The 25016-nt window shown below is 44.4% G+C and carries 17 protein-coding genes; 3 read left to right on the top strand and 14 right to left on the bottom strand.

Features of this window, described 5'->3' with window-relative positions; genetic code table 11:
• Positions 1-81: 81 nt before the first annotated feature.
• From M2404_RS19595 to M2404_RS19580, 4 genes are read right to left on the bottom strand one after another with little or no spacing between them, the layout of a single operon-like run.
• Positions 82-687, bottom strand: a complete 606-nt coding sequence (locus M2404_RS19595) for a hypothetical protein (RefSeq protein ID WP_259241648.1) — start codon at positions 685-687, stop codon at positions 82-84.
• Positions 684-4085, bottom strand: a complete 3402-nt coding sequence (locus M2404_RS19590; RefSeq protein WP_259241645.1) for a hypothetical protein — start codon at positions 4083-4085, stop codon at positions 684-686. The genes M2404_RS19595 and M2404_RS19590 overlap by 4 nt, the downstream gene beginning before the upstream one ends.
• Positions 4086-4134: 49 nt before the next feature.
• A complete protein-coding gene (locus M2404_RS19585) occupies positions 4135-6750 on the bottom strand; it encodes a S8 family peptidase (protein ID WP_259241643.1) in 2616 nt (871 codons plus the stop codon).
• A gap of 49 nt (positions 6751-6799) precedes the next feature.
• On the bottom strand, positions 6800-7789 hold the full coding sequence (locus tag M2404_RS19580; RefSeq protein WP_259241640.1) for an AAA family ATPase: 990 nt from the start codon (positions 7787-7789) through the stop codon (positions 6800-6802).
• 159 nt (positions 7790-7948) lie between these two features.
• Between M2404_RS19580 and M2404_RS19575 the strand changes: the two genes are divergently transcribed.
• Complete coding sequence (locus M2404_RS19575; RefSeq protein WP_259241638.1) at positions 7949-8320, top strand: helix-turn-helix domain-containing protein; 372 nt, start codon at positions 7949-7951, stop codon at positions 8318-8320.
• On the opposite strand, the gene M2404_RS19570 is transcribed toward M2404_RS19575, so the two are convergent.
• From M2404_RS19570 to M2404_RS19530, 9 genes are all read right to left on the bottom strand, one after another.
• A complete protein-coding gene (locus tag M2404_RS19570; RefSeq protein ID WP_259241636.1) occupies positions 8280-9881 on the bottom strand; it encodes a Tn7-like element transposition protein TnsE in 1602 nt (533 codons plus the stop codon). The genes M2404_RS19575 and M2404_RS19570 overlap by 41 nt on opposite strands.
• Before the next feature lie 11 nt (positions 9882-9892).
• Positions 9893-11404, bottom strand: a complete 1512-nt coding sequence (locus tag M2404_RS19565) for a TnsD family Tn7-like transposition protein (protein WP_259241634.1) — start codon at positions 11402-11404, stop codon at positions 9893-9895.
• Positions 11405-11809: 405 nt separating this feature from the next.
• Positions 11810-12751 carry a hypothetical protein gene (locus M2404_RS19560; RefSeq protein ID WP_259241630.1) on the bottom strand — a complete coding sequence of 314 codons (942 nt, stop codon included), beginning with the start codon at positions 12749-12751 and terminating at the stop codon, positions 11810-11812.
• A 356-nt stretch (positions 12752-13107) separates the two neighbouring features.
• A complete protein-coding gene (locus M2404_RS19555; RefSeq protein ID WP_259241628.1) occupies positions 13108-14748 on the bottom strand; it encodes an AAA family ATPase in 1641 nt (546 codons plus the stop codon).
• Positions 14745-16838 carry a DDE-type integrase/transposase/recombinase gene (locus M2404_RS19550; protein ID WP_259241626.1) on the bottom strand — a complete coding sequence of 698 codons (2094 nt, stop codon included), beginning with the start codon at positions 16836-16838 and terminating at the stop codon, positions 14745-14747. Before M2404_RS19550 ends, M2404_RS19555 begins: the two co-directional genes overlap by 4 nt.
• Positions 16822-17124, bottom strand: coding sequence for a TnsA endonuclease C-terminal domain-containing protein (locus tag M2404_RS19545; RefSeq protein WP_259241650.1), 303 nt, complete (start codon positions 17122-17124; stop codon positions 16822-16824). Before M2404_RS19545 ends, M2404_RS19550 begins: the two co-directional genes overlap by 17 nt.
• A gap of 211 nt (positions 17125-17335) precedes the next feature.
• Positions 17336-17890, bottom strand: coding sequence for a TnsA endonuclease N-terminal domain-containing protein (locus M2404_RS19540; RefSeq protein WP_259241624.1), 555 nt, complete (start codon positions 17888-17890; stop codon positions 17336-17338).
• 399 nt (positions 17891-18289) lie between these two features.
• The gene (glmS, locus tag M2404_RS19535) at positions 18290-20119 is read right to left on the bottom strand and encodes a glutamine--fructose-6-phosphate transaminase (isomerizing) (RefSeq protein WP_259241622.1); all 1830 of its coding nucleotides are present in this window, start codon (positions 20117-20119) and stop codon (positions 18290-18292) included.
• A gap of 56 nt (positions 20120-20175) precedes the next feature.
• The gene (locus M2404_RS19530) at positions 20176-20943 is read right to left on the bottom strand and encodes a DeoR/GlpR family DNA-binding transcription regulator (protein WP_259241619.1); all 768 of its coding nucleotides are present in this window, start codon (positions 20941-20943) and stop codon (positions 20176-20178) included.
• A 256-nt stretch (positions 20944-21199) separates the two neighbouring features.
• Here M2404_RS19530 and M2404_RS19525 point away from each other — a divergent pair, with 256 nt between their 5' ends.
• Positions 21200-22996, top strand: a complete 1797-nt coding sequence (locus M2404_RS19525) for a sulfite reductase flavoprotein subunit alpha (protein ID WP_259241617.1) — start codon at positions 21200-21202, stop codon at positions 22994-22996.
• On the opposite strand, the gene M2404_RS19520 is transcribed toward M2404_RS19525, so the two are convergent.
• The gene (locus M2404_RS19520) at positions 22993-23553 is read right to left on the bottom strand and encodes a YceB family lipoprotein (RefSeq protein WP_259241615.1); all 561 of its coding nucleotides are present in this window, start codon (positions 23551-23553) and stop codon (positions 22993-22995) included. The genes M2404_RS19525 and M2404_RS19520 overlap by 4 nt on opposite strands.
• A 230-nt stretch (positions 23554-23783) precedes the next feature.
• Here M2404_RS19520 and M2404_RS19515 point away from each other — a divergent pair, with 230 nt between their 5' ends.
• Positions 23784-24923, top strand: a complete 1140-nt coding sequence (locus tag M2404_RS19515) for a dicarboxylate/amino acid:cation symporter (RefSeq protein ID WP_259241613.1) — start codon at positions 23784-23786, stop codon at positions 24921-24923.
• The last annotated feature ends 93 nt before the right edge of the window (positions 24924-25016 follow it).

The following is a 25016-nucleotide window of genomic DNA, read 5'->3' as shown; positions in this document are numbered from 1 at the left end:
ACACAGTCATTTAGGGCAGTTATCACCGGCAGATTATGAGGAAAAAGCTAATCTCAACGAGGTTAATGAGTGTCTATGAAATTAGGGGAAGTCCACTGCCCCCAATCTCAAAGCTGAATCAGAAATGAGCTTGTCAAACTCGTGTGCATCCCAATCTCTTTGTAACCTTTTTTTCCAAGTTGCAATTATAGCCTCTTTATCAATCGGTGAGCTTAAAACGAATGCAAGGACCTGATGACAATACTCAATTATTTCAATCATATCATCACATAATCTGTCAAAACACATCCTCCAATGCTCAGGAGTATTTGGACTAAACGATTGGCAACAAGATATAAACCATCCTGAAACTTCTGACCGAATCTCCATCTCTCGATCTTTCTCAAAACCAATATTATGAAAAAGCCAAGTTCTCAACTTTTGGACAGTGCTCTTTGTTTTAGCCTGTTTCTCAATAGACAACACACTATTGTTTAATGGAGGTAAGCCTAAAATCACATTAAAACTCACCCTACCTGATTCAAAGAGAACTGCGTATGACCAAGTAACCAATCTTAGAAAATCAACTTCATTTTCTGCTGTAGACGGCGGACGTACGTTGATATTGGATACAGCATCTCGAGCAACATTAACTCGAATACCTTCAGATAGCACCGTATAAGAAGCATGTAGTTGTGTAAATTTCATGGCCGCCCAACCTCATGGTGCAAAGGATCCGCTATCGGGCCAATATAATTGAATGCAATACCAAATTTAGACAGAGTCCGCCCGTATTGGAGATCTTGCTCTATAAAATCACGTTCAAGAACTGAAATCCTGCGTTCAAGAGACTCTACCAAAACAGCAAAACGGCCTGGAGCGAGTTCCGAATCTACGCGCCCACTAAACACTGAGACTCTGCCATGATCATCTGCGAGTATCAATTGCTTAACCACTCTTCGCGAATCGATGTACTCAGACTCTTGCGATAGCTCTCTCCATAAACGAATTGCAACACCTTCATCGTAATCTAGCCATGTAAAAACGGCCTCAATATAAAGAAGGGAGAAATCCCGATCAAAACATCCTAAATTACGCAATGCACTTAAGCATTGATAAATCTTTCTGCGGGCTTCTTTATCTGGAATTACTTGTCGTTCGCCTCTTAAAGGCCATTGACCTGTGGACGCAATCCAAATACAAGACAATAAATAGCGTAAACATCTTTCGTCAGTGATCACTCTATTCCACTCAGATAATAAGTATTCAGATGCTTGTTCTGCCATTGTCCTATTATATGCTTCACTGTCTTGATTTTTTTTGGATGGCCCTATTTGGCGAGCTTTAAGAAATATACCAGCTGCAGATCCGTCTCGCTCTAATGCTTGAAGTGCGGAATCCGAAAGACTGGGGAGTTCTAACAAATCTCCTAATATAAATTGCCTAGTGTTGAATCGCTCTTGGCTTTCAAAAGATAATGAGCTTGGGTCGATTCTGTCCAACACTGAAAAAATATCAGCATACAACTCCAATTTGTGAATATCAGAGAGATTAGCTTGTTTGAGAAGATCTGCGGCAGTCCATAAAGCAACATCTAGGGGATTGTAAGCTTCCGTGACACCTATAGCCATCTGAGATGCGGTTCTTGCAGACATATAAGCTGACCAAACTGCAGTTTCCGTATTTCCGACTTTCTTACTCTCATTCACAGCCAGAAACGCAAAAATTGCTGCTCGCTCAACTATTAAATGAGCTCTAGTTCGGGTTGCAACGCGATTTGGCTTTTTATCCAAGAAATCAATGGCGGATTGCACAGCTTCCCTAGCTTCCTCTAAGATCGCAGGTACCTCCCCAAGGCTTACTTTTTCCTCACGAATAGCACTCCTACGCAATGTAGACTCTTGTAGCATTAGGCGAGGATCAAGTATGCCGTTATCTAATCTCAGAGCTGTTAACGCTCGACCTATATCGACGTAATTAGCACTATAACGGGCTTTAAGTGGCCCGTCTGGGCCAAGTTTATGCAACAAATCAACGAGAAATCGGCGACCACTTTCTTCATATTCCAACGGAGACCTTACAGCTTTTATAAGAAATAAAAGCTGCTTTGCTTCAGCATCCGAGGTCAACAATCGCCTTCTACATAAAATTTCAGCCTCTAATGTCAAACGAGGTGCAACTAATATATCCTCTGATCCAGCATCAGATGATTTCCATCGGAAAAGATCGATTCCACGAAACAAGTTTGCAATGTTTAGCGCATTTCCGCCATCAGCTAGATTTAATGCGCTTATTAGAAGATTTAAAGGAATACTGCAGTTTAATTGTCCTGCAGCCATCACGAGATCTACCAAACGTGCAGTAATATTGTCTCTATCATCAAACAGGTTCGCTAGCCGATTCTCAAGAGTGACGGAATCATTAGTGGCAAGTCCCAAAGCTATTAATTGTTGTGCTATTGGTGATAAGTTCTGTTGATCAGTATTTCTCGACCGATTCCGTAGCTCTTGCTCAGTATATCTAGCTTCATTTCCTAGGCCAGACGATATCTTAAATTTTGTCGAGGGTAAGACTCGGTACAGAGTAGCAAGAACATTCCTGTCACTGCCCACCTTTATTTTATGTGAAGCCCCAACAAATTTACAAATCAGATCCACTAGTTTGGTTTGCTCCGATGGTAAAAGTTCGCTATTGGCCTCAACAAATTCTCTAGGTAGTTTAACCCCATCATTAACACGATATGACGAGCCAACAACAATCACACGTCTTCCGCGGCTACGAATGGTCGCCAATAAATCTCTATATCTATGGGCTGAAACATTGCAATCGCAAATTAACAAAGTGGCTGATGCGCCATTTCGTTCCGCTAACTCGCAAAATTCAGATATTTCGCTGGCGAGTGGTAATCTAGTGTTTGTGTACAAAATTGCCGCTTTATGGTCTTCCTTTATTATCGGAATTAATCGAGCAAGGCTGATACTTTTTCCTGTTGCAGATTGCCCATGAAGAACAACTGGTTCTTTGAGCTTTGAGTGGTTTTCAACCCCTTCTTTAACTAGATCGTTCAACTTTTTTTCATAATCCCGGACGATAGTAAATCCACGTCGAACTCCATTGACTACACCTTTTGGTCCATCAAATTCACCATGAAACTTAACAAAGGAATTATAAATAGAGTCTTCACCTAGCGGAGCTAAGAAATCCATCCATGAATCATCAACCACATAGCATGATGCTTCCACCTGAATCCTTAACTCAGGTGGGATAGACATCTTACGATCACCACCAAATGATATTACATTTGGTTCCATTGAATGCTCTGTAGCAAACAATTCAAGCTTTCCAAGAACTTCAGATTGAGCTAAAAACTCACCTAACCGAAGAGGATCAACAACAATCTTTCCTCTTGAGACGAGTTCGGATAGTTCATGAGGCACATCTGTATCATCAGCTTTCCAGCCAAACCATAACACTCGCTGATCAGGAGCTTGCTCAATAAGGGTCAGAATATTATCTAAGTCTAGCCAGTCTTTGAATGGCTCGTACCCGTCAATAACTATGATTCCTATTGCGGTTGCAACATCATGTACTCGGTTCAACATTGGTATTGTATGCTTAGATAGCCGAGCTCTTAATTGTGGTTTAGAAATAGGTGCTTGAGCTACAGCATCAGATGAACCAGCCTTTCCATACAAATAGTATATTGGTGTTCTAGAAAGGCTTCTAAACGCTGGCGGCGTCTCTATAGAAGTAAGAACGGCTTGAGGACTTCTAGATGTCGTCTTAAATCTTGAAACAAGATTTGGATCAAAACTTGAAGTAAATATTGCATGCCAAGGCAGTTTACTCACATGTGTAGCCCAAGTAACTGCGGGATATCGGCTATAACGCTCTTGTAGCCATAAGTAAAAATCATCAGGTAGTGGCATTTTATCTAAAAGGCTCGACCAACGAGCTTCAGTGGTGGTATCTAACCCGAAATGCTGAAAAATAGTATTTTTTATCGAGGTATCAGTTAACCCATCTTGGCCAAGAATCAGCACTAATGGGACCTTTTCAGAGATAGCCTGCATTAAAGCAGTGCCAGCACGATTTATTAAATCCATGTAAATTCCTATCTGCTTACATCATATAGTATGTTTGTATCAGTCAATACTAAACTTGTACCTTGGTATTAATAAGAGAATCAACCCTTTGCTTAACTTGGCTATATATTGGTAACTTACTGCCAGGAGCATCTACAGTTACCATCAACGCATATTGAATTGACTTTCCAGTCACTCCAGCCCTCTCTCTGCAATTCACCTGGATTGTTAGCAAATCTCCGACTGAGAGATCTGACACTTTTTTTCCTGCATATACAGCATGAAATGCAGTCCCATTTTGAGTATGAGAGTGATAGTAATCGCCTTCAGGCACCTGAAGATCTTGTTTATTTGCACCACTAACCCAAAGCTTGGCTCCGTTGTACTTGATTGATGCAGGGTTGGTTGGAGCAAACCACGCTAAGGTAACAATGACTCGTCGATTTACGTTGGTAGCGTTTAAACATAATGGAAGCGGAAACTGGTAAACGTGGCTACCTTCATGTTCCAGCTCATTGGTATACAGCATCGTTGCTTGCTGATCGTTGCATGAATGAATACGCTCTTCATCTACTACCCCAAAACCTAGAAACTGGTTTAAATCCGATTTAAAAGTATTTGTCTTCTCTTCGGTTTTAAACAGTTCTGTTAGTTGAATTTTGGGTTCCGGATAAAACTGGGCTCCGTGAATAAGCATAGCCTTCATAATGACTGCATCTGGAGCTTTTGATAAAGCAGCTCTTGCTATTGCATCTGATTTTAGCGATGTTAATGTTTCATACAAAAAGCCAAGCCTTCTCGTCGATAACGCTGCTGCATTGCTTGTGCCGGTCGTAAAATGATAACGAGTTATATCTGCGGGATGAGGCCCTACACAAGCCACCTTCTGCCCAGGTCCGAGTGAGCTCGCTGCTCGCGGAATCAATTCTACGGGCTGATTTTGCGAATAAGTCCTGTTTGTGTACATCTGGCGACCACCAGGCATCATCAACTCAGGTTTTACTGAAAAATTTTTACCCAAAGTAATTGGGCTAAATGGACTAACCATATAAGGTGTCACAAGTGGATCAATAAGATTGGGATGAATGTCACCGCTGTAATTGTCGAAGTGATAGCCCTTTACTGTAATCGCATTGATCGATTCAGCCGGCGACATCATTCTCTGGCTATGCCTGTCTTGATGAAGTGCAGAAAGTATGAGGCGCTCACGGTCATAATCACTTAAACACTTGAACGCATCCTCAGAAATATCTTTAAGAACAATACGCTTGTTGTGGTTACCCGCACTAACAACAAAGAGTACGTTGTATTTATACGATAACCAGTCGAGCATTTTCGCCCAAGGACTCATTTCTGTGTCAAACAAACGGAACATGTCACCGACAGATAAGTTGATAACCTTTATCGAAGGCGCAGCGGCAGAGAATCCGTCTTCAGGTTCAAATAAGCGCTTAACTGCTCGGTGAATCAAATCCAAAGGCAGCATATCTTCAGGTATTGTTTCCTGCCGTCTTCGACTTACAACAAATGTGTCCGAAGGAGCCATAATTGGCCTGACATAAACCTTACGCGTATAGGGTTGATAACCTGTTTCATTCCCCATATCACCATGCAGAATAAGTGATGCCATTTCAGTACCATGGCTCTGTTCGCCAGAGTTAAAGTAACGACTCTCTAATTGGTCAGGGTCATCAACTATTAATCGGTCTTTTAGTGCCACATGGTTTGTAAAGGGATATCCGTCAAAAAGAGCTAGTACTGGTAAGGTATCATCTGTTAGATAGTCATCTTCTATTTCTGGGAAATTTAATTGAGGTTGATCTTCACCGAAGTCATCACTGACACCTGCTGAGCATTGTCCAACAGGCCTGAAAAACATAGTATCGTCACACCTGATTAGATCATTCTCTGTAAGACAGTCAATTATTGATTGAGCATGCTGCCTCGGGATGCGGCCTAATACCCCGTGATATCGGATTTCCTCAAAAACGTATCGATTAACAAAAACGCCACCGCAGTCCTGGATAAGCTTTTTTATGCGACCTTCAACTTGTTGACGATGGGAAGAGCTTTCTCTGAACCAAAGCTCAGCCTCAAAAGGAATGAACTCAGCAGAATCATGCTGCAATCGGTAGTACCAATCGTCTAAAAGACCTGTATTTTTAATTCTGTTAGAAGAGTTCCAGAACCTTAAATCATGCAACTGCAGAAATGCATCACGGAGTTTGGCTAAGCCTCGGGGAATATGTCCGCTCTCTTTATATTCAGTCCATATACTAAGCAGTTTAGCCAGACCTTGTCGGTTGCTCATGGTTATGTACAAGGTAGTTGTTGAGCCAATGCGTTTTCCATCATCATCTAAAAGATAGACAAATTCATCTTCAACCTCATCACCAACAGTGCTTAATAGAAACTCAAAGCCGGGAACATTTCTTATGGCTTTCTCAAAATTAGCGATGCTACCGATCACCTCTAAAACCAATACTCTTTCAGGTACCAATCCATCTGTACTTTGTTTCAAAGCAGAAAATTCAGCAAACTGCTGATTGAGTTCTTTGAATCGCTCATCAAATCGTTGATATTGCTGAGCTGCGCCTGGTTTATGGATGGTTAGGCGAGGACGCGGAGGTTTTGGTGGCGTTCCATTAACTGGAGGAGGGAATATTAAATGAGGGTGTTTATCCATATGCTTTCAACAACATAATGAACTTAGCTTACACCAAGCTATCACCTTTTTATTCCGGTTTGTACTTATTTTTCCAACGATCAAGAACCTTCATTGTAATTTCAGAAACATTACGCTCACTCATTGGCAAAGATAATATAAATTTCCTTCTTACCTCTAGTGCAAAGGATTCAAGCTCAGCGAAACTAAAGCCACTCATGACGTTTGCAATCTCAGCTAAAGGGACGCCCATATCTTGAATAGTTCTCTGTTGGAACAAAGATAACCATTGCTCAGCCATTTTCTGATCTGGCTTAGGTATGCTTAACTGAATTTGGAAACGACGCCACATAGCCTTGTCTAACATAGACTGGTGGTTTGTAGCCGCAATCACAACTACATGGCTAGGCAAGTTATCGATTTGTTTCAGCAAAGCGTTAACGACTCGCTTGGCTTCACCATTATCATTCTCGTCTTCACGCTCTTTCCCTATTGCATCAAATTCATCAAAGAATAAAACACAGCGCCGACTTCTGACCAAATCAAACAGAGCATCAAGCTTTTGCGCAGTTTCACCTAAATATTTGCTGAAAATCCCCTCATAGCTCACAACGTAAAAAGGTAACATCAAGTGATTTGCAATGGCTTCCGCCAATGAGGTTTTACCATTTCCTGGGGCGCCAAAAAGCAGAATTTTATGCCTGGGCTCAACACCATAAGACCGAAGTAGATCTTTTCTGGCGTGCTCTTCGAAAAGCTCTGTGCACTGCTCGCGCAAATCGTCAGGCAGCACCAAGTCATCTATCGTTTTTTCAGCGCGCAACTCAAAAAAGACATTTCTGGCATTAGCATCGGAACTATCGAGGAATGAAGGTGAACCAGATAAGTCTGGACCGAATGAATCGGCTTCAGACAATAAACTACGCACTCGCTCGGCAAAGCTGTGGTGATGTCGGGCAGATGCATCAGCTGCAATTGCTTCGACGGTCATTTTGAATCTTGGAATATCGCCTTTAATTCCGTTTTTAACTAGATTCAAAACTAAATCAGAACGTGCCATTTGCTCTCCTGAGTGCCTTCAGCTTAGTCATTATTTTTATTGCTTCGCACCGTCGGGATTTAAGTGTAACGAAGCTGTTGCGAATCGACAACCTTTCAAATTATAATTCAATTTCAACATAATTTCTATAGCGTTATTGAATTATTGGGCTCAAAAGAAATGAACATCAGAAACAACGAGTCATCAACCTCGATTTTCAAACAAGCTTTTGAATTAACAAGGAAATCACAAGAGGAGTTCGGTGAATTAATAGGGAAAAATCAGTCTCAGGTATCGAAGTACCTTCGAGGGCAGATTGCTCCATCAGCGGAATCAATTATTCACTGCATGAATATCATTCACAGGGAAGGACTTGCCACGGAACATTGTCCAGCAACAACAGAGTTACTTCTTAAGATTCAAAAATTAAAAGGCTCAGAATACGCAACTCTGCGTAAAGCTCTGCATACGATGATAGATGCGGTCATGGATAACAGTAATTCGAAGTCGATCACAGATTCTGCAGAAACCTCAACGCCCAGCTTTCAATAGACTCTAACGGAATATTCCCAGCCTCAGCCCCCTGATGCTTCGGATGGTTGATGCCAACATGGTTACGCTCGCCAAACAGGCTATCCAATAACTCATTTGGCCAGCTAATTGATTTTGCGACAACTCCCTTGCGGATCTGCAGGAAATGGTCAATCCAATCCTGCGGTTCAGAGCCAAATAGCACTTTGGTTGAAAGCATCTTAATTCCATCAGAAGTATCTACTTCCAGTAGTACAGCCTCAGTTGCTTTATAACGAATCCTGACGGCTTTAATAGCCCGAGCCGAACCATCCTCAAGCTGATGTTGTTTGCTGCGACCTATTTTTGGCAGAGACTGCGTTTCTTGCTGTAATATTGAACATTTGTACTTTGTAACTAACACCTGAATCATGTGATCAAAGCTCTTAAAGCGACTAGCAAACTGTCGCTCTCGATCGGTGACATCCTGTTTTCCCCCAACATCTGCGGCAGGCAGAGTACCTCCTTGGTGGGGTTCATCTGTACTAACCTCCCGGCCGGCTTCTTTATCAGTAAGCTCGTCCATAATTAGCTTACTGCTGTCTTTTACTCTCTCTTGTTTGTAGACATCAAATGGCTTGGTGAAACTGACCCAAGATAAATCTCCCTCTAAAACTAAGGTTTCGTTTTGGTCAGAGGCGGATTCTTCGTCATCGACCTCAAACTCATCAGCACTATCTTGCCAGTTCACACCGCCAGAGCCAGCACGGACACCTTCCTCATTTTGCTCTTTTTTAACAAAGGCAGAATTAATAAATGCAACGCGGTCTGGAATATCAACATCAAACACGATACCGATGATTTCTTCGATTAAATAATGACTTTTACTTGTGTTGTACCTTCCCCTGACATGAAGTTGCCAATTGGTCATTGGTGGTGGTTCAAAACTAAAACGCCAACTCTCCAGCGCCCCTTTCAGCTCCCGATTTAACTGATAATGACGGTAAATACTTTGGTAGGACGCCATTGCTGTGGGGTCAGTGAGTAGCCATGCTAGTAATCGCTTGGTGCCGCTTTGATTAAAAGCACTTTTAGGAAAAGTGCTTGTTTTCAGCACATGGATGTCAACATGGTTTCGATCCGGATACGTCTGTACATCAAACTCTAATTGTAAGGTTGCACTGCTAAGACAAGCGCGACATAGATAAGAGTTCACCAGAAAAATGGCTCGCGCGAGTTCAAGTTGCGGTAATACAACCAAATCACCTTTTCCGCCATCGAAACAGAATGCGTTCTGAATGCCCTCTTTATCTCTGACCGATTGGAAAGCGCTTAATTCTGGAAACGCGGACAAGGTGCTAGCAGAAATCTGATAACCAGGTTTGAAAGTGAACACTCGATCCACACGGCGAGATTGTCGTTTTTGGCTGTTAATCAACTTTCCCCGACTGATAACGGGGATATTTGCCAAACGCGTGTGCTTTTTGTCTTGAATAGGACGACACCACAAGGCAAGCGACCAGTCAGCCACATTGTTGTAGCGGAAAAAGTCACCGATATGTACCACTAATGAATCGTCGCCAAATCCTTTGATTTTCGTCAAGCCAACCCCTGTCAAAACAACTGCAATTCTTTCAACACCCTTTTAGTATCTGGTGTCAGCCGCTCTTTGCTCAATCCTGCTTTACGCAGTACAACCCATTTCTTCAATAGTCCGGGGTTTTGGTAAAGCCCAAAACAAGTATTAGCTAATCGCCTTAACTGATATTCGGTAATAGTTTCAGTGTACCGCTGCAAATACATCCTAACCAGTGGTAATTTATCAAGATTTTTCTCTATAGTGCTGTGATTTGGTAAGCGACCTAAAAGGTAGTTTGCGGAAAACCTCGGGCCGGTATAATGCGGTTCAGTATCTGCAAGCAGCTTACGCAACTGTCTAATCGCAGCCAGCTCTCGTCGATGCCAGTTAACTTTAAGGCTCGGCAAATCTCTTGGCAATTTATGCTGCTTGTTAAACTCCATTAGCCAAGCTCTGTCATTTCGGTATAACCAAGCGTACAGAGCGCCCCCGGGTCCGGTCTTTCGAGCAGCTTTAGTGCCTCGTTCCAGGGCCAATCTTTTCCAAGCTTCTCGTTTTGGCGTATCGACCACTTTTGGAGTATCAATACTTCGAGTCAGATCCAATGCTGGCCAAACCTTGCCGCCTAATTTCCGCACCTGGTTAAGAATTTCAGCAGGCGTCATTCCAGGTAACAGGGCAGCCCATACAATTAAATGCTCCAGATAACTAAAGGCCTTACGGTGCTTTCGAAACATCGATCTGAGCCAAAAGCTTTCACTAACAGGGCCGTGCAGATGTAGTTCAGACAAGGTTCGAACAGAGAATTGTTGCTTGATATGGTTGTAGACCCGATCGTGCAGAACTTGTTTTCCTCTGGAGAACCCGAAATCAGCAGACAGATCATGATAAAACGCTGTCCACTGTTCAAATGATGGCGATGTCCCCGGGGACAACTGCATTAACTCGCGAGCTAAGCATGCAAGAGCCATCTGCTCAGAACTAACTTCGGCGCAGCTTTGTGGTTTACTGAGAGCTTGCTGCAAAGGTAGAAATAAATGCCTATGGTCGCTTATGTTTTCAGATAGCAAAGTTAATGGGCCGTGGTCAGGACAAACACCAAGACCAGGAAAATACCACTCGCGCAACCAGTAACATTCCCCGTACGTCTTTAGTTGCTGCTGCACACAAGCAGCACAATAGCGGAACCCATGTACTGATTTAACTCGGGAAGCAGCAACACCAAGCATTAAGTGAACAGCACCCTGAGAGCTTGCGGCCATCATCTTCAATGCCTTGAGCCTGTGTTCTTCAGGAACAAAAGGGGCATAAAGCGGGAATAGTGTGTGCTGATAAACCAGCTCATCAACAGAATACCGACCAGTTCTTTTCAGCTGGTTAGAAATAGCCTGCAGATGACAAGGAAGATCCATAGTGGCAATCACCTTGCGATCACCATATATCTCATCCAGTAGCTGTTTAGGGCTGGATATACCCAGATAAGTGCCAGTTCGAGCTACTGTGCTATAAATCAGTTCATTTGGGTAGGGAACCGGAAAGTTGAGCATGGCTACTGACTCAGTCGACGAGTGTAAACAATTAAATATAGAGTGTGATGACTGAATTAGTGTCTATTAATCCTTTTATTTTCTTCGAAAAATCTTATTTGGCTTCAAATTTGCGTAACTTTTCTCTGGACCTATTCAGTTTTCAGGCTTTGGAGAAGGCATTCTGTTTATGTATTTTTCCAACGATTTCAGCACCGAAGCATTCAAACAATCTGGTAACGCAATAAATGTCGCATTGATGGCTTGCAACAGGACTCCGATATGAAACGCTAGCAGTAGTTTTCAGAATATCCAATCAGACGAACAATTATCTCAGAGACCAACTAAACGCAAACTGCGGACATTAATGATCTGCTCTTCGGTGTACCAGAGCGAAGCGTAAGTACTTCCTATAGCAGCAACTTGTTAGTCATTCAATAGACGACCAAGTGTTTTAGGTTCTCTTTCTCTAATTGTCTTAACTAAATGCTCAAGAGAGTTGATTAATGTAACCGCACCAACGTTAACCTTAATTTTTTTTTCAATGATATTTGAACACAGGTCATATGTAACTTTTAGCATCGACTCTATCGGCAGACCAACTGAGTCCTCAGATACAATATAATCAATACCATTCACAGTAAAAATATCAACGCCGCCTAACATGCCAATTTTTTGGCTACTCTCATTAAACAGGTTAATATAATAATCATTACTTTCTGAAATTATTTTTGCGCCACTGTCTAATTTGTAATCAAAAAAGCATTTCATTACTGACTTGTTTAATAGTAAAGAACTAGGCTTTCTTATATATATGTAAGGAATTGATATTTTTTCCCCGTTGTGCATTGCCTTCGGTGCATAAGATCCAAGGATGCGATTATGCTTTAGAAAGTTATTTATGACGTATATTTCATGAAACTTCCCCACAAAAAGAAAATCAAATGCATCTAAAAAAGCCTCCCGGCAAATTTCTTTATACCCATCAATGTTGCGGATTTTCAAAGTCCCAATGGAGTGCTCTTCAAAAATTTTTGATATGGCGTTATTGATTTCACTTTCGCACCTTTGTATTGGCTTATACGTCGATTTTGAATGCTTAACAGTACCTATAAAAGAGAAAATAATCCAAGAGTAATAGTACTCAATCAGTATAGAATAATTGCTAATTAGCGACTCGACCAAGTACAGGTCTTCTGGTTTCGCAAGATACCAATAAGGGGATTGCTCCTGTTCATCTAAAAGCACCTCTAGTTTTTTACAGATAAATATTATCTTTTTTAACTGATGCTCTAGTGAGAGGTTGGCTTCAGTTTTAAAATAGTAATGCGTGTCGTTATTTAGTATTTCTCTTGGAGGTAAAATCATATAATTTTTCTTCTCTATTCAGGATCTAAAAGTTTAATAGAAGGCAGAAAGCCCGCAAACCGGAAATTTCTCTGGCCCGATATACTGATTTTTGTTTATCCCACCGTAAGGCCAAAATACCTACTTTGCAAACTATTTTCCCTAACTGGTTAAAAACGGCCCCGACAAAGTCCATACTTTCTGTACGCTTGTTATCCTAAATTTAACTCATGCTCGGTTGCTGGATATGTAATCAGTAGTTTTAGAGACTTTGCTGGATAGATCTTTTGAACTCGAAAAATATTTTTGACCGCTTTTGGCACAAAGTTACACCTCAAGTGCCGTTCACAGCCTGGGAGATTGCTTACGACAATGTCTTAACTCACCCATCTCCTCAAATCAAATAACAAACCTTTAGTGCCCAAAGCCGAGTGCATAGCTGCTGCGGATTGCTTCTGAGAGCTGATGTAGCGCAGATCGTCATTAGCCAAACTATCCCATTGATCAGGCTTAGCATTTTTAACATGTATTTTCGGTTGTTCTGATTTAACCGGACTGTCACCATCTGACAGCCAATTCAAAATTACTGGCAACAGTTGGGGGCGAATTAGTTTAGGATTCTCAGCAAATGCTTTGCGCACCGTTGCTACAAGCAGGCTTGAGTCGTAATCGTCTTTGAGCATCAGGTAGATTCTGCGTTCGTCGTCTGTTGCCAGTTGTTTGAGTGCTAACTCCTCTGGGGTTTCGACTTTCATGCCAGCAATGTCCCTTTGCAATTGAATAAGTCTCTTATCCATTTCAGGCAGCATCAAATCAGAATACTGCGCAATTTTTTCCGGAACGCCAGATCGAAGAGCCTTCAGCATAGGATGAACAGGTTTTAGCTCGTCTTTATATACCTGTTTCATTAGGCCAGGAGTGAGTCGCTCCTTACCCAAAGCCAAGGCTCTTAACTGAGACAACACAAAAAGCTTAACAACGATATCCATAACGCCCTGGCTCAGGTCATACCAAAGGTCCCGTAAATCGCCGGTCAACACCAAATCCTTGCTCTGCAATAACTGCAGCTTCCAGAGGTTATCGGTAAAGGCAACCCACTCAGGGTTACGCTTACCATTGGGTCCTTGTTTCATCGGTTCCCAAAAAATCGCACCTAAACCTGAACCGCGTCGGGCTGACCTGAGATCAATTTCAAAAATTTCCCTGGCTTTAGGCGTTCCAATCAGCATGACTGGCACACCAATGGTGTTCACCATGGTCACGAAAAAATTCAGCATCGCTTCCGGGCCACCAGATTTCACCCGGCTTAAATGCTGGATCTCATCAATAACGAGCAAACCTACCGCATGGGCGTTGGCTATCTGAGCCATCAGTGCCATCATAGTCTCAATACCATTACGTTTGAGGCCATATTTTTTCTCATAATTCGAGCCCAACGCCTTATCCAGCGCCCGAAAAAAGTTCAGGCAAATTTCTTTAAGCGAACCATTGTGTGAACAGTCCACTTTCAGATAAACAACTTGCTCAAAATTCATAGTCGGGTGATAAATGACTTGAGGATAGGTGTCCAGGATGCGCGCTAAAGACGTTGTTTTTCCACTGCCTGAGCAACCAATCAGCAGCATACTTTGAGCTGTGGATTTCGCCTCTTCAAATCTGAAGCTAGACAAATCGCCACTTTGAACTCTTTCGTAGCCATTTTGTAAGTGTCGCTGCAGGTCACCTGTTTTAGGGTTACGACCAACATAACCACCACGAATCATTAGCGAAACACGCTCACTCAGCAGCATGTGAGAGCCTAGCGGCTGGAAAAAGTCATTGGTGATACGGCAAATACTGTGGGCGCGAACAACTCTTGGTTTCTGCAGATCTGACGCATCGAAAAGTGACGTCGAACGCAGAGCTGCAGCACTATTTACAGATTCCTGCAGTGGCGGCAAAGCCTCAATAAACGGATTGCCTTTATAAGCTGTAACATCGGCGTCCCGATAGACGGCATCAATTTTTGTTGCGCTCATTCAGGTTCTCCATCTTGGTCACCAAACAAGTCCGGAACGTAGCTTGGCAGACTGTAGTCCTCTTCGGCTTCACACAGAGGAATCACTGGTGCAAGCACTTTGTCTTTTACTTCATTTTCAGGCCTGGCTCGCTGTAACTGTTCAGCTTCACGTGCCTCTTTTTTATTACCCCTGATCTGCGCAATACGCTTTTGGCCTGACTCTTTAATGGCTGGAGTTGCTCGGATAGCACTGGTAGTTTTCTCTTTTATAAAAGCATCCAGTTCCCGCCGTTTTGCATCTTCATCCAACCTGGCATTTGCCATGTTATGTTTCTGCTGTGCCTGAAGCTCCCAAGCTTGCCAGAATGTCAGGCCTCTAAATTGGCGACTGCGGTCAGTAAGAGTACAAGTCCAGTAGGTCCGGCTACCAGGTTGTGGAAACAGATAAATGGTATCTGCAGAACCTGGGTTGTAAGCAGCCTCCAGTTTCTGAGAACGCTGAATATCTGGGCTTCGCAGTAGCCATCCTTCTCGAAGAAATTCTGGACAGCTGTAGTAGATACCCCACATATTTGCACCATATTGGGAAATACTAACCTTTTGCCGTGGTAACAAAGCAATCCTTAACTGCTCAGAATCAACCTGCCTTAAACTACCAACCCTGTGCTGCATGCCCCAGTTCCATAAATGAATTGGAATTGAAGGGATATCAGCAGGCAGGTCCGCATCACGATCGTACTTATCCATCACATGGTAGTTGTTTCGGAAAAGAATAGTCTTCAGCATTATTTGGGCGAAATCAGTGATCGTCATTACGGCATCAAGACGATAATCCCGCTCTCCATGTTTTTTCACTCTGTTACCAGTAACAACACCAGGCACATAGGGTTTAAATTCGGCCTGAAGAGTACGGAAGCAACTTTCAACAATACCTTTGGCGTCACCACGTCTCGGTGGTGCACTTTCAACCCGCAGATTAAACCCCTTAATCAGCGCATCCACCTGATGGCTCATCATCTCACCGCGGTCAGCCAAAATAACATCAGGCAAACCAACACATGGCCATTCGTCTGGAGTGATATCTATACCAAGAGACTTACATGAGGTTACCTTCTCAGTGCAGGCAATTGCCACAGCCTGCATAGCCACCACATAGGAAGGATTGTCAAAACCGATATAAAAACCAGCTATCATTCGACTAAACACATCAATCACGATGTAAAGGGTAGGCCTGCCAATGATTTTACTGCGGTCGTCATCTGCAACCAGGTAAATATCAGCAATAGTTGCATCAATCTCATATCGGCTGCCAGGGCCCAGCACATGGGCAGTTGCAGTGCTGGTTAAAGGGCGAATATCCTTTTTGTAGTTGCCGGGATTCGTGCTTTCAAGTAACCGCTGTGGCTTCTTAAACTCCCGGTTATAGAAATACCGAAACTGCCGTAATGTAGGATAATCTTCAGGCTGCATTGTAGGATGGAATTGTGCAAACAAATCCCTGAAACGACGATACGCGACCGTTGTTTTAAGTTTTTTCTGAGTTAATAAATGCTTTTCTATACTGACCCGAAATATTCGTTCAACATCGACAGTGACTTTAATACCTGAACCATCACCGTATAACCGGCTACGGCCAACTTTTGTTGTGCCTGATGCCGCTCTGGATTTCCCCGGGGCTCCACTGTTTTTGAAGTCAGGTAATAAAGCATTGGGCTTCTGGCCTCGCTGCCAGTACCTTCGGAGCAATTTGTACACTGTTGCCTTGGTAGCCAAACCTGATTCCGCAACTTCAGTGACTCGTCTCGCTCTCGCTTTAGTCTCAAAGCAATTCTCATCAACAATCACAGGCTGAATAATGGCAAGCGCTTTTTCACGTCGATTAAATGAAACAGAACCAACTTCGGGCTCTTCATCGTGCAGATATCCATAGGGATCCGCACTTCTTAACAACCGTCCGTCATACAGGTAGGAAACCAGCTTAAGTTCAAGAATAAATTCAGGTAACCCCTTATCACTATCAATTTGGATCCAGACAAGCTCTCCGGGATGAACAGCTAATATACGATAAAGCTTTTCGTCAAATCGTAGCACCTCATTGATTTGCCACATGCAACAAGGCCTCCATATCTTCAAACTGACAGAACCTGAGCTCTGATGCCTTCACAGAACGAAACGCCTTATTGATCTTAAATTTAATAAAGCCATTGGAAACCAAAGTCCGAACATCTCGTAAGCTATGGCCGAGCTCAAGCTCATATACGGTATCCAGATGTTTACAAATATCAATGACCTTCGAGTCCTGAGCTTTGCTAAATGCCTTAGATAAAAAAGGCAGCTGAGCTAACAATGCCGGATCAACAGCAGCATCACTTTTTGTTGGATATAACCACTCGATGTTCTGTGGTCTGACAAAATAATTCTAAAATTGCCAAAATAGATCTAAATTTCAGCTTCTGCTGTTTATCTAACTAATTGATAATCCTAGTGACCTTGGATTTTCGCAACAGGTCACTTGCATTTTAACGAGGAGAACAACTGTATTTATTTAAAACTATTTTGTCACTAATTCTGATTTTTAGCCGCAAATATGCGGCATTCAGGACTAATCAATTTAGATCTATTTTGGTAGCCAACATGTTCTGCTTTATCACCAAATCGATTTCTTCTTCGGTGACCAGAAACCACGGGATTTGCTTTAACTGCCAGTAGCGCCTTTCCAGCTCAAGCTTCTCGATAATCTCAGGCTTGGCTAACTCATTCACTGGCTTCACCTGAATAGCGAACTGCCTGTCAGGACCAGTAGTAGCGTCTACAAGGAAATCTGACGACATCACTTGGTCAACACCACGGACAGAAGGATGTCTCAGTTGATGCTCTGCTGCGAGAGCCCGGGTTTCATCTCGCTTTAAAGGGAATTGCTCCCTGATATCTGTAATGTCGGACGACCATTCAAGCACAAGAAAAACTGCTAATTCCAGATCGGAAAGCAGATGATGAACCCGTCGCGTTTTATGAGAGTAAATACGATGAGAACGCCCATCTGAAGGGACATCCTGAATATGAAACCAGGGTTTATAATGCTGTCCATGACCTTGGCCGCGCCCATTCTTGATGCGACGGGCAATTTCAGTTTCTGAAAGCGATTGCTGCGCTCTAGCCATAAAAAAAGTCCAGTATGCTTTTTAAACAGCATAACCGGACTTTAATGGTTTACAACTATTTTGTTCTGTTTAGTTCTTTGCTGCCACGCTTTAAGACTATTTTGTCTTGTTTAGAACTATTATGTCAGACCACAGGCCTTGTTGGCTACCAAAATAGATCTAAATTGATTAGTCCTGAATGCCGCATATTTGCGGCTAAAAATCAGAATTAGTGACAAAATAGTTTTAAATAAATACAGTTGTTCTCCTCGTTAAAATGCAAGTGACCTGTTGCGAAAATCCAAGGTCACTAGGATTATCAATTAGTTAGATAAACAGCAGAAGCTGAAATTTAGATCTATTTTGGCAATTTTAGAATTATTTTGTCAGACCACAGGCCTTGTTATTTTTAACCGTAAATTATTCTACGGTTACACTCTTAGCCAAATTACGTGGCTGGTCTACGTCGGTGCCTTTGATAATAGCAACGTAGTAGCTGAGTAACTGCAGTGGCAGGGTGTAGACGATAGGTGCCAGGATATCGGCGACGTGCGGTACATTGATTACCCGCATGGTAGCGTCTGACTGGAATTTAGCATCAGCGTCGGCGAATACATACAGAATACCGCCACGGGCGCGTACTTCTTCAACATTCGATTTCAGCTTTTCCAGCAGGTCGTTGTTTGGCGCTACTACAATAATTGGCATTTTGGCGTCAATAAGCGCCAGCGGGCCGTGTTTTAACTCACCGGCAGCGTAAGCTTCAGCGTGAATGTACGAAATTTCTTTTAGCTTTAACGCGCCTTCCATTGCGATAGGGTATTGATCGCCACGGCCTAAAAACAGTGCGTGGTGTTTATCGGCAAACTCTTCGGCCAGAGCTTCAATTTGTGGCGCCAGCGTAAGAGCTTGCTCCAGTTTAGCCGGTAAGCTTTTCAGCGCTTCTGTCAGCTCGCGCTGCTGCGCAGCAGTTAAGCCGTTATATTTACCAATTGCCAGCGTTAACATGGCCAGGCCCACTAGCTGCGTGGTAAAGGCTTTGGTTGAGGCTACACCAATTTCGACGCCGGCACGGGTCATAAAGGCCAGATCCGACTCGCGCACCAATGATGAACCAGCCACATTACAAATGGTTAAGCTGCCAACGTAACCGGCTTCTTTGGCCAGACGCAGGGCCGCTAAGGTATCGGCCGTTTCGCCAGACTGGGAAATACTGACCAGCAGGCTGTTTGGCTGCACGAACGATTTGCGGTAACGGAATTCTGAGGCAATTTCAACGTTACAGGAAATGCCGCCCAAAGACTCTAACCAGTAGCGCGCCACCATACCGGAGTGATAGCTGGTGCCACAGGCCACAATTTGTACGTGTTTTACTTGTTTAAACAGCTCGGCCGCGCCATTGCCGAAGGTTTCGTCCATTACGGAATCACTGCTTAAGCGGCCTTCCAACGTGTTGTTGATGGCGTTTGGCTGCTCGTAAATTTCTTTTAGCATAAAGTGGCGGTACTGGCCTTTGTCGCCAGCGTCGTAACTTACATTAGACTCATGCACTTCACGCTCAATCGCGTTGCCGTTGCTATCAAAAATACGCACGCTATGGCGGGTAATTTCGGCTACATCGCCTTCTTCCAAGAAGATAAAACGGCGCGTTACCGGTAGCAGTGCCAGTTGATCAGAGGCAATAAAATTCTCACCAATACCTAAACCAATAACCAGCGGACTGCCGGAGCGGGCAACAACAACACGGCTGGCGTCGGTTTTATCCAGCAGCACAGTGCCGTAAGCACCATGCAACTGCTTAACTGACTTTTGTACTGCGGCTAACAGGCTACCGGCGCTTTTTAGTTCTTCTTCAACTAAATGGGCGATAACTTCGGTGTCGGTGTCGGAGGTAAACACATAACCTTTGGCTTTCAACGCTTCACGAAGTGGTGCGTGGTTTTCAATAATGCCGTTGTGCACTACAGTAATCTTGCTGGAAACATGCGGGTGGGCGTTACGTTCGCTTGGCTCGCCATGCGTTGCCCAGCGGGTATGAGCGATACCGGTGCCGCCAATCACCGGCTTTTCAGCTACGGCATCGGCCAGCTCTTTTACTTTGCCTAAACGGCGCAGGCGGGTAAGTTCACCACTGCCGGTTACCACGGCCACACCGGCCGAATCATAACCACGGTATTCCAGACGGCGCAGGCCTTCAACCAGAATATCCACCACATCCCGTTGCGCTACAGCGCCGACTATTCCACACATAATTATTCTCCGGAAATCTTAAATATTATAATGTTACGTTAAGGTGTGGCAGTGAATCAGGCCTGAACCCGAATTACCTTAACACCCTGTTGTTCAATTTGTTTGGCGTCGGCTAACGATAAGCCTTCATCTGTGATCAGCACTTTTACCATCGCCCAGGGCAATTCAAGGTTGTGAATTTTGCGCCCCAGTTTATCGGACTCCAGCATTACAATAACTTCGCGGGCGACTTCTGCCATTACCCGGCTTAAGCTGTATAGCTCATTGTAGGTGGTGGTGCCACGGGCTAAATCGATACCGTCGGCGCCAATAAATAGCTGGTCAAAATCATAGTTGCGCAGCATTTGTTCTGCCAGTTGGCCCTGAAAAGCTTCAGATTGCGGATCCCAGGTGCCGCCGGTCATTAACAGCGTGGGTTCGTTTTCCAGCTCACGCAGGGCATTGGCAATGGCCAGTGAGTTTGTCATTACCACTAAGCCACGCTTTGCCGCCAGTTCAGGCAATAACGCCGCTGTAGTGCGGCCACTGTCGATAATAATGCGGTAGTGATCTTTAATCAGGCTGGCAGCCGCTTTAGCGATTGCCAGCTTTCGCTTTGAAACTTTCTCTAAGCTGGAATCGCTGACAAAATCCTGCGGTACCGGTACGGCACCACCATAACGGCGCAACAGCAAACCGGCTTGCTCCAGTACGGTGAGATCTTTGCGAATAGTAACCTCAGAGGTATTAAACTGCCCGGCCAGTTGCTCAACCGACAACTCGCCCTGCTGCTGTAGCTGACTGACTATAAGATGCCGCCGTTGTTGGGTGTTACGTTTATTCATTTCTTTCGCTTAAGTTTCAAAACGAAAGATATTTTACTGGCTATTGCTGCTTTTGCAAGCAAAACGTTGCTGTAATTATTTGCATTCAATCATATAATGAGAACTATTTGCATTTGAGAATTAATCGTATTATAGTTTGCAGCGTTCAGGGATGAAGGTAGTTCCGGGCCCCGGATGGGCTTCTCTGGTCGTTGTTTTACTTGTCTTGCACGTTAAGGGGTGGGTTTTGCCACCCCTGTTTTTCTTTTGAGGCTTTATGTTACAGCGCTGGCAAACTAAGCTGGAGTGGTTGAATTTAGTAGTATTGCTGCTGTTGCCGCTGTATCACCTTTATTCTGCCGGTACTATGCAGCCGGATAGCCTGATATTACTTTACCTGTTTAACCTAGCAGCCCTTATTGCCAGTTTCCGGCTTAAGCCATACTCTGCTGCAGTTAAAGAACTACCAGCGTCTGCCTGGCTGGAACAGCACTTGCTGCTGGCGTTAATTCTTACGCTGCTATGGTGGTTTTACCTGCCGCTGGCACCTTTTGCTCAGCCCCAGGCGCAGTGGTTGTGGCTAAGCACCCAGCTAAGCATTATGGGTTTGCTACTAAGGCTTTGTTGGGCAGTAAAAAAGCAGCCCCCAGCCTCTGCTACCGGCGGGCAACACTGGCTGGTGGGTTATGCCAGCCAGTCTGGTATGGCGCAGCAACTGGCACAAAGCAGTGCCAAACAGTTACAGCAGGCAGGCTTTAGTGTTGCACTGGCAGAGCTGAACCAACTTACCCAGCAGCAACTTAACCAGTATCAAAAAGCACTTTTTGTAGTAAGCACCTATGGTGAAGGCGAAGCGCCAGACAATGCCAGCCAGTTTTATCAGCTGGCGCAGCAGTGGCAAAGCTCGCTCAGTCAATTGCAGTTTGCCGTATTGGCGCTGGGCGATCGCAGCTACCAGCAATTTTGTGCCTTTGGTCACTGGTTGCAGCAATGGCTGCACAGCCGCGAAGCTCAAGCGTTGCAACCATTGCTTGAGCTGGACAGTTCAGAGCGGCAAAGCGCGGCATTAACACAGTGGCAGCAGCTGCTTACCGGCTTTACAGCATCGTTAACAGCACAACAAACACAAGTAATAGACAATAGCGCCAGCTGGCTACAGGCCAGCCTTAGCAGCCGCTATATTGCCAACCCCGCCAGCACGGGCTTACCTTGCTATATTGTTAAATTACAACCTCCGGCAGGCACACACTGGCAAGCCGGCGATATTGTTGACATTCAACCGGAAAACAGCAAATGCAACGTAGCGCTGTGGCTAACACGCCACCAGATCAATGGCTGCCAGGCCGTTCATTATCAGGGACGGCATATTCCGCTATGCTGGGCATTGGCCGAGCTGCAGCTGGATAAAGTTCAACCACCGGCCAACGGCGAAACGTTACCGCAATGGCTGGCAACCCAACCCAAACTGCCTCTGCGTAGTTATTCTGTTGCTTCGATACCCGGCGAGGGTCCGATAACATTACTGGTGCGCCAGGTGCAATATAATGGCGGGGCTTTAGGTATAGGCTCTGGCTGGCTAACTGCCTGGGCAATGGAACAGCAACCAGTGCAAATTCGCCTGCGTAGCCATAGCCAGTTTCATTTACCGGCCCACAGCAGTGATACGCCAGTTATTTTTATAGCTAATGGCACCGGTATTGCCGGTATTCGGGCTTTACTGGCCCAGCGCGTTGCCCTGGGTCAGCGGCAAAACTGGCTATTGTTTGGTGAGCGTATGCAACAAAACGACTTTTTCTTCGCCCGTGATATTCAGCAATGGCAGCAACATGGCTTTATCAGCCATTGCAGCCTGGCATTTTCGCAGGACCAAGCCGAAAAGAGCTATGTGCAGCATGTGCTGGCAGAGCAGCAGCAACAGTTACTACAGTGGTTGGCGCAGGGCGCTGCTATTTATGTTTGTGGCAGCCTGCACGGCATGGGTGAAGCCGTGCACGACGTATTATTACAGGCCATTGGCGAGGCCGGATTAGCGCAGCTTATACAACAAGGCCGCTACCGGCGCGACTTGTATTAGTTTTTACCCGGTGTAAAACTGATGCGGCCACTTTGCACGGCCATATTTACCGGCACAGCAGTAAGTATTTTAACGGTAGGGTTAGAGGTATCCAGCTTGTAAACCGGGTTTGCAGCCAGATAGCTGTTAACCAGTTGCAGTAACTCATTAGTGACCGGTGCCAGATTACCGCGATAACCGGCAGCTTCAATCTGTGAGCCCAGTAGCTTAACTGAGCGCAGATATACTGCTTTCTCTGTGCCATCATAATAAGGCACGCCTTCCACCTGTAGCTGCATATTGGCAGGATAACTTAAGCCAAACAGTGACAGCGCGGCTGTGGCAGCAGTATTAACACGCACCACTTCAGAGTTGTCCGGGCCTATTTCCACCTGCATGTTTTCTACCTGCATTTTTAGCGGAATGCCTGCTACATTGGCCTGGCGGGTTAATTTGGGTATTTGCTCACGCAGCAACTGCTCTAAATCTGTTTCAGTAACGTTATATGCCGACATTTGCTGTAACTGGCTACACGCGGCCACTAATGTCATTATGATTAACAGCACTATCTTGCGCATATTTCCCTTTCCTTATTTATTATCCGGTCTGAATTGAGCTTAGTTTAACACGGCAATAAAATAGTACTTAGTGACTGACTTTTACCTGAATATAATTTGCTCCACGTGAAACACAGCCGACCAGCAAAGCGCAGTTTGTATAAACAACTTATGGTATGCTCTGCGCGACACTCTCTGTACACGGTTGCCTGTAGGCTACTGCCAAGCATTTATAAGAACGAGAATAATGTATGTTACTGATACTAAAATTAATTGCCGGTATTTTGCTGGGTATAATGATGGGGCTTTATGCACCGCATTGGCTTACGCAAATTTTAATCACCTTTAAAGCCTTGTTTGGCCAATTATTATTTTTTACTGTGCCGCTACTGATCCTGTTTTTTATTACCAGCGGTATTGCCGCCTTACCACGAAATTCCGGTAAATTACTTGGCCGCACTTTAGGTATTGCTTATCTGTCTACTATTGCGGCAGGTACCCTGGCATTTCTGGTGGCTACACTGGTTATTCCGATGCTGGCACCGGCAACAGCTGACTTAGCCAGCACTGAAGGGATAAATTTAACGCCTTATATCGAAATGAACATTCCACCGGTAATGAGTGTAATGAGCGCATTAGCACTGGCGTTTATTTTTGGCCTGGGCATTGCCAGTACTCAGGCTACCTCGCTAAAACAGTTATCTGATCAGGGCCGCGATATTATTCAGCTACTACTGACCAAAATTATTATTCCGTTTTTACCGCTGTATATCGCTGGCGTATTTGCCCAAATGGCTGCCGCTGGTACGGTGTTTGTTACGCTGCAAACCTTCGGCATAGTGCTGGTGCTGGCTATAGTGCTGCATTGGGTCTGGATTTGCTCACTGTTTGTAATTGCAGGTATCAAAGCTGGTAAATCACCGCTTGGCTTAATTAAAAATATGCTGCCAGCGTATTTTACTGCGTTGGGTACCATGTCGAGCGCGGCAACGATTCCGGTAGCGCTGCAAGCCACCAAAAACAACGGCGTAAAAGAAGATGTCGCCAACTTTACCGTACCATTGTGTGCTACTGTGCATTTATCCGGCTCTACCATTACCATCGTAAGCTGTGCTGTGGCGGTAATTATGATGAAAAGTAACCTGGAAATACCGTCGCTGTTTACCATGCTGCCGTTTATTTTAACCTTAGGCGTAGTAATGCTGGCTGCGCCGGGCGTACCCGGCGGCGCGGTAATGTCAGCCGTTGGCTTACTTGGAAGCATGCTGGGCTTTGGTGAAGGCGCCATTGCACTGATGATCGCACTTTATATGGCACAGGATAGCTTTGGTACGGCTTGTAATGTTACCGGCGATGGTGCAATTGCGGTTCTGGTCGATAAAGCAGATTAGCTGCAGAAGATGACGTAGGTTGGAATCCCGATTTGGGCGTCACAGAGTGTCTGAGCCCTGCCGTAGGCAAAAGGGTGAGTTGCTGTGGCGAGC

Source organism: Rheinheimera pacifica, assembly GCF_024809855.1.
Classification (GTDB): Bacteria; Pseudomonadota; Gammaproteobacteria; order Enterobacterales; family Alteromonadaceae; genus Alishewanella; species Alishewanella pacifica_A.
The sequence above is the reverse complement of the archived record's forward strand: the minus strand, read 5'-3'. Positions and strand labels throughout refer to the sequence as shown.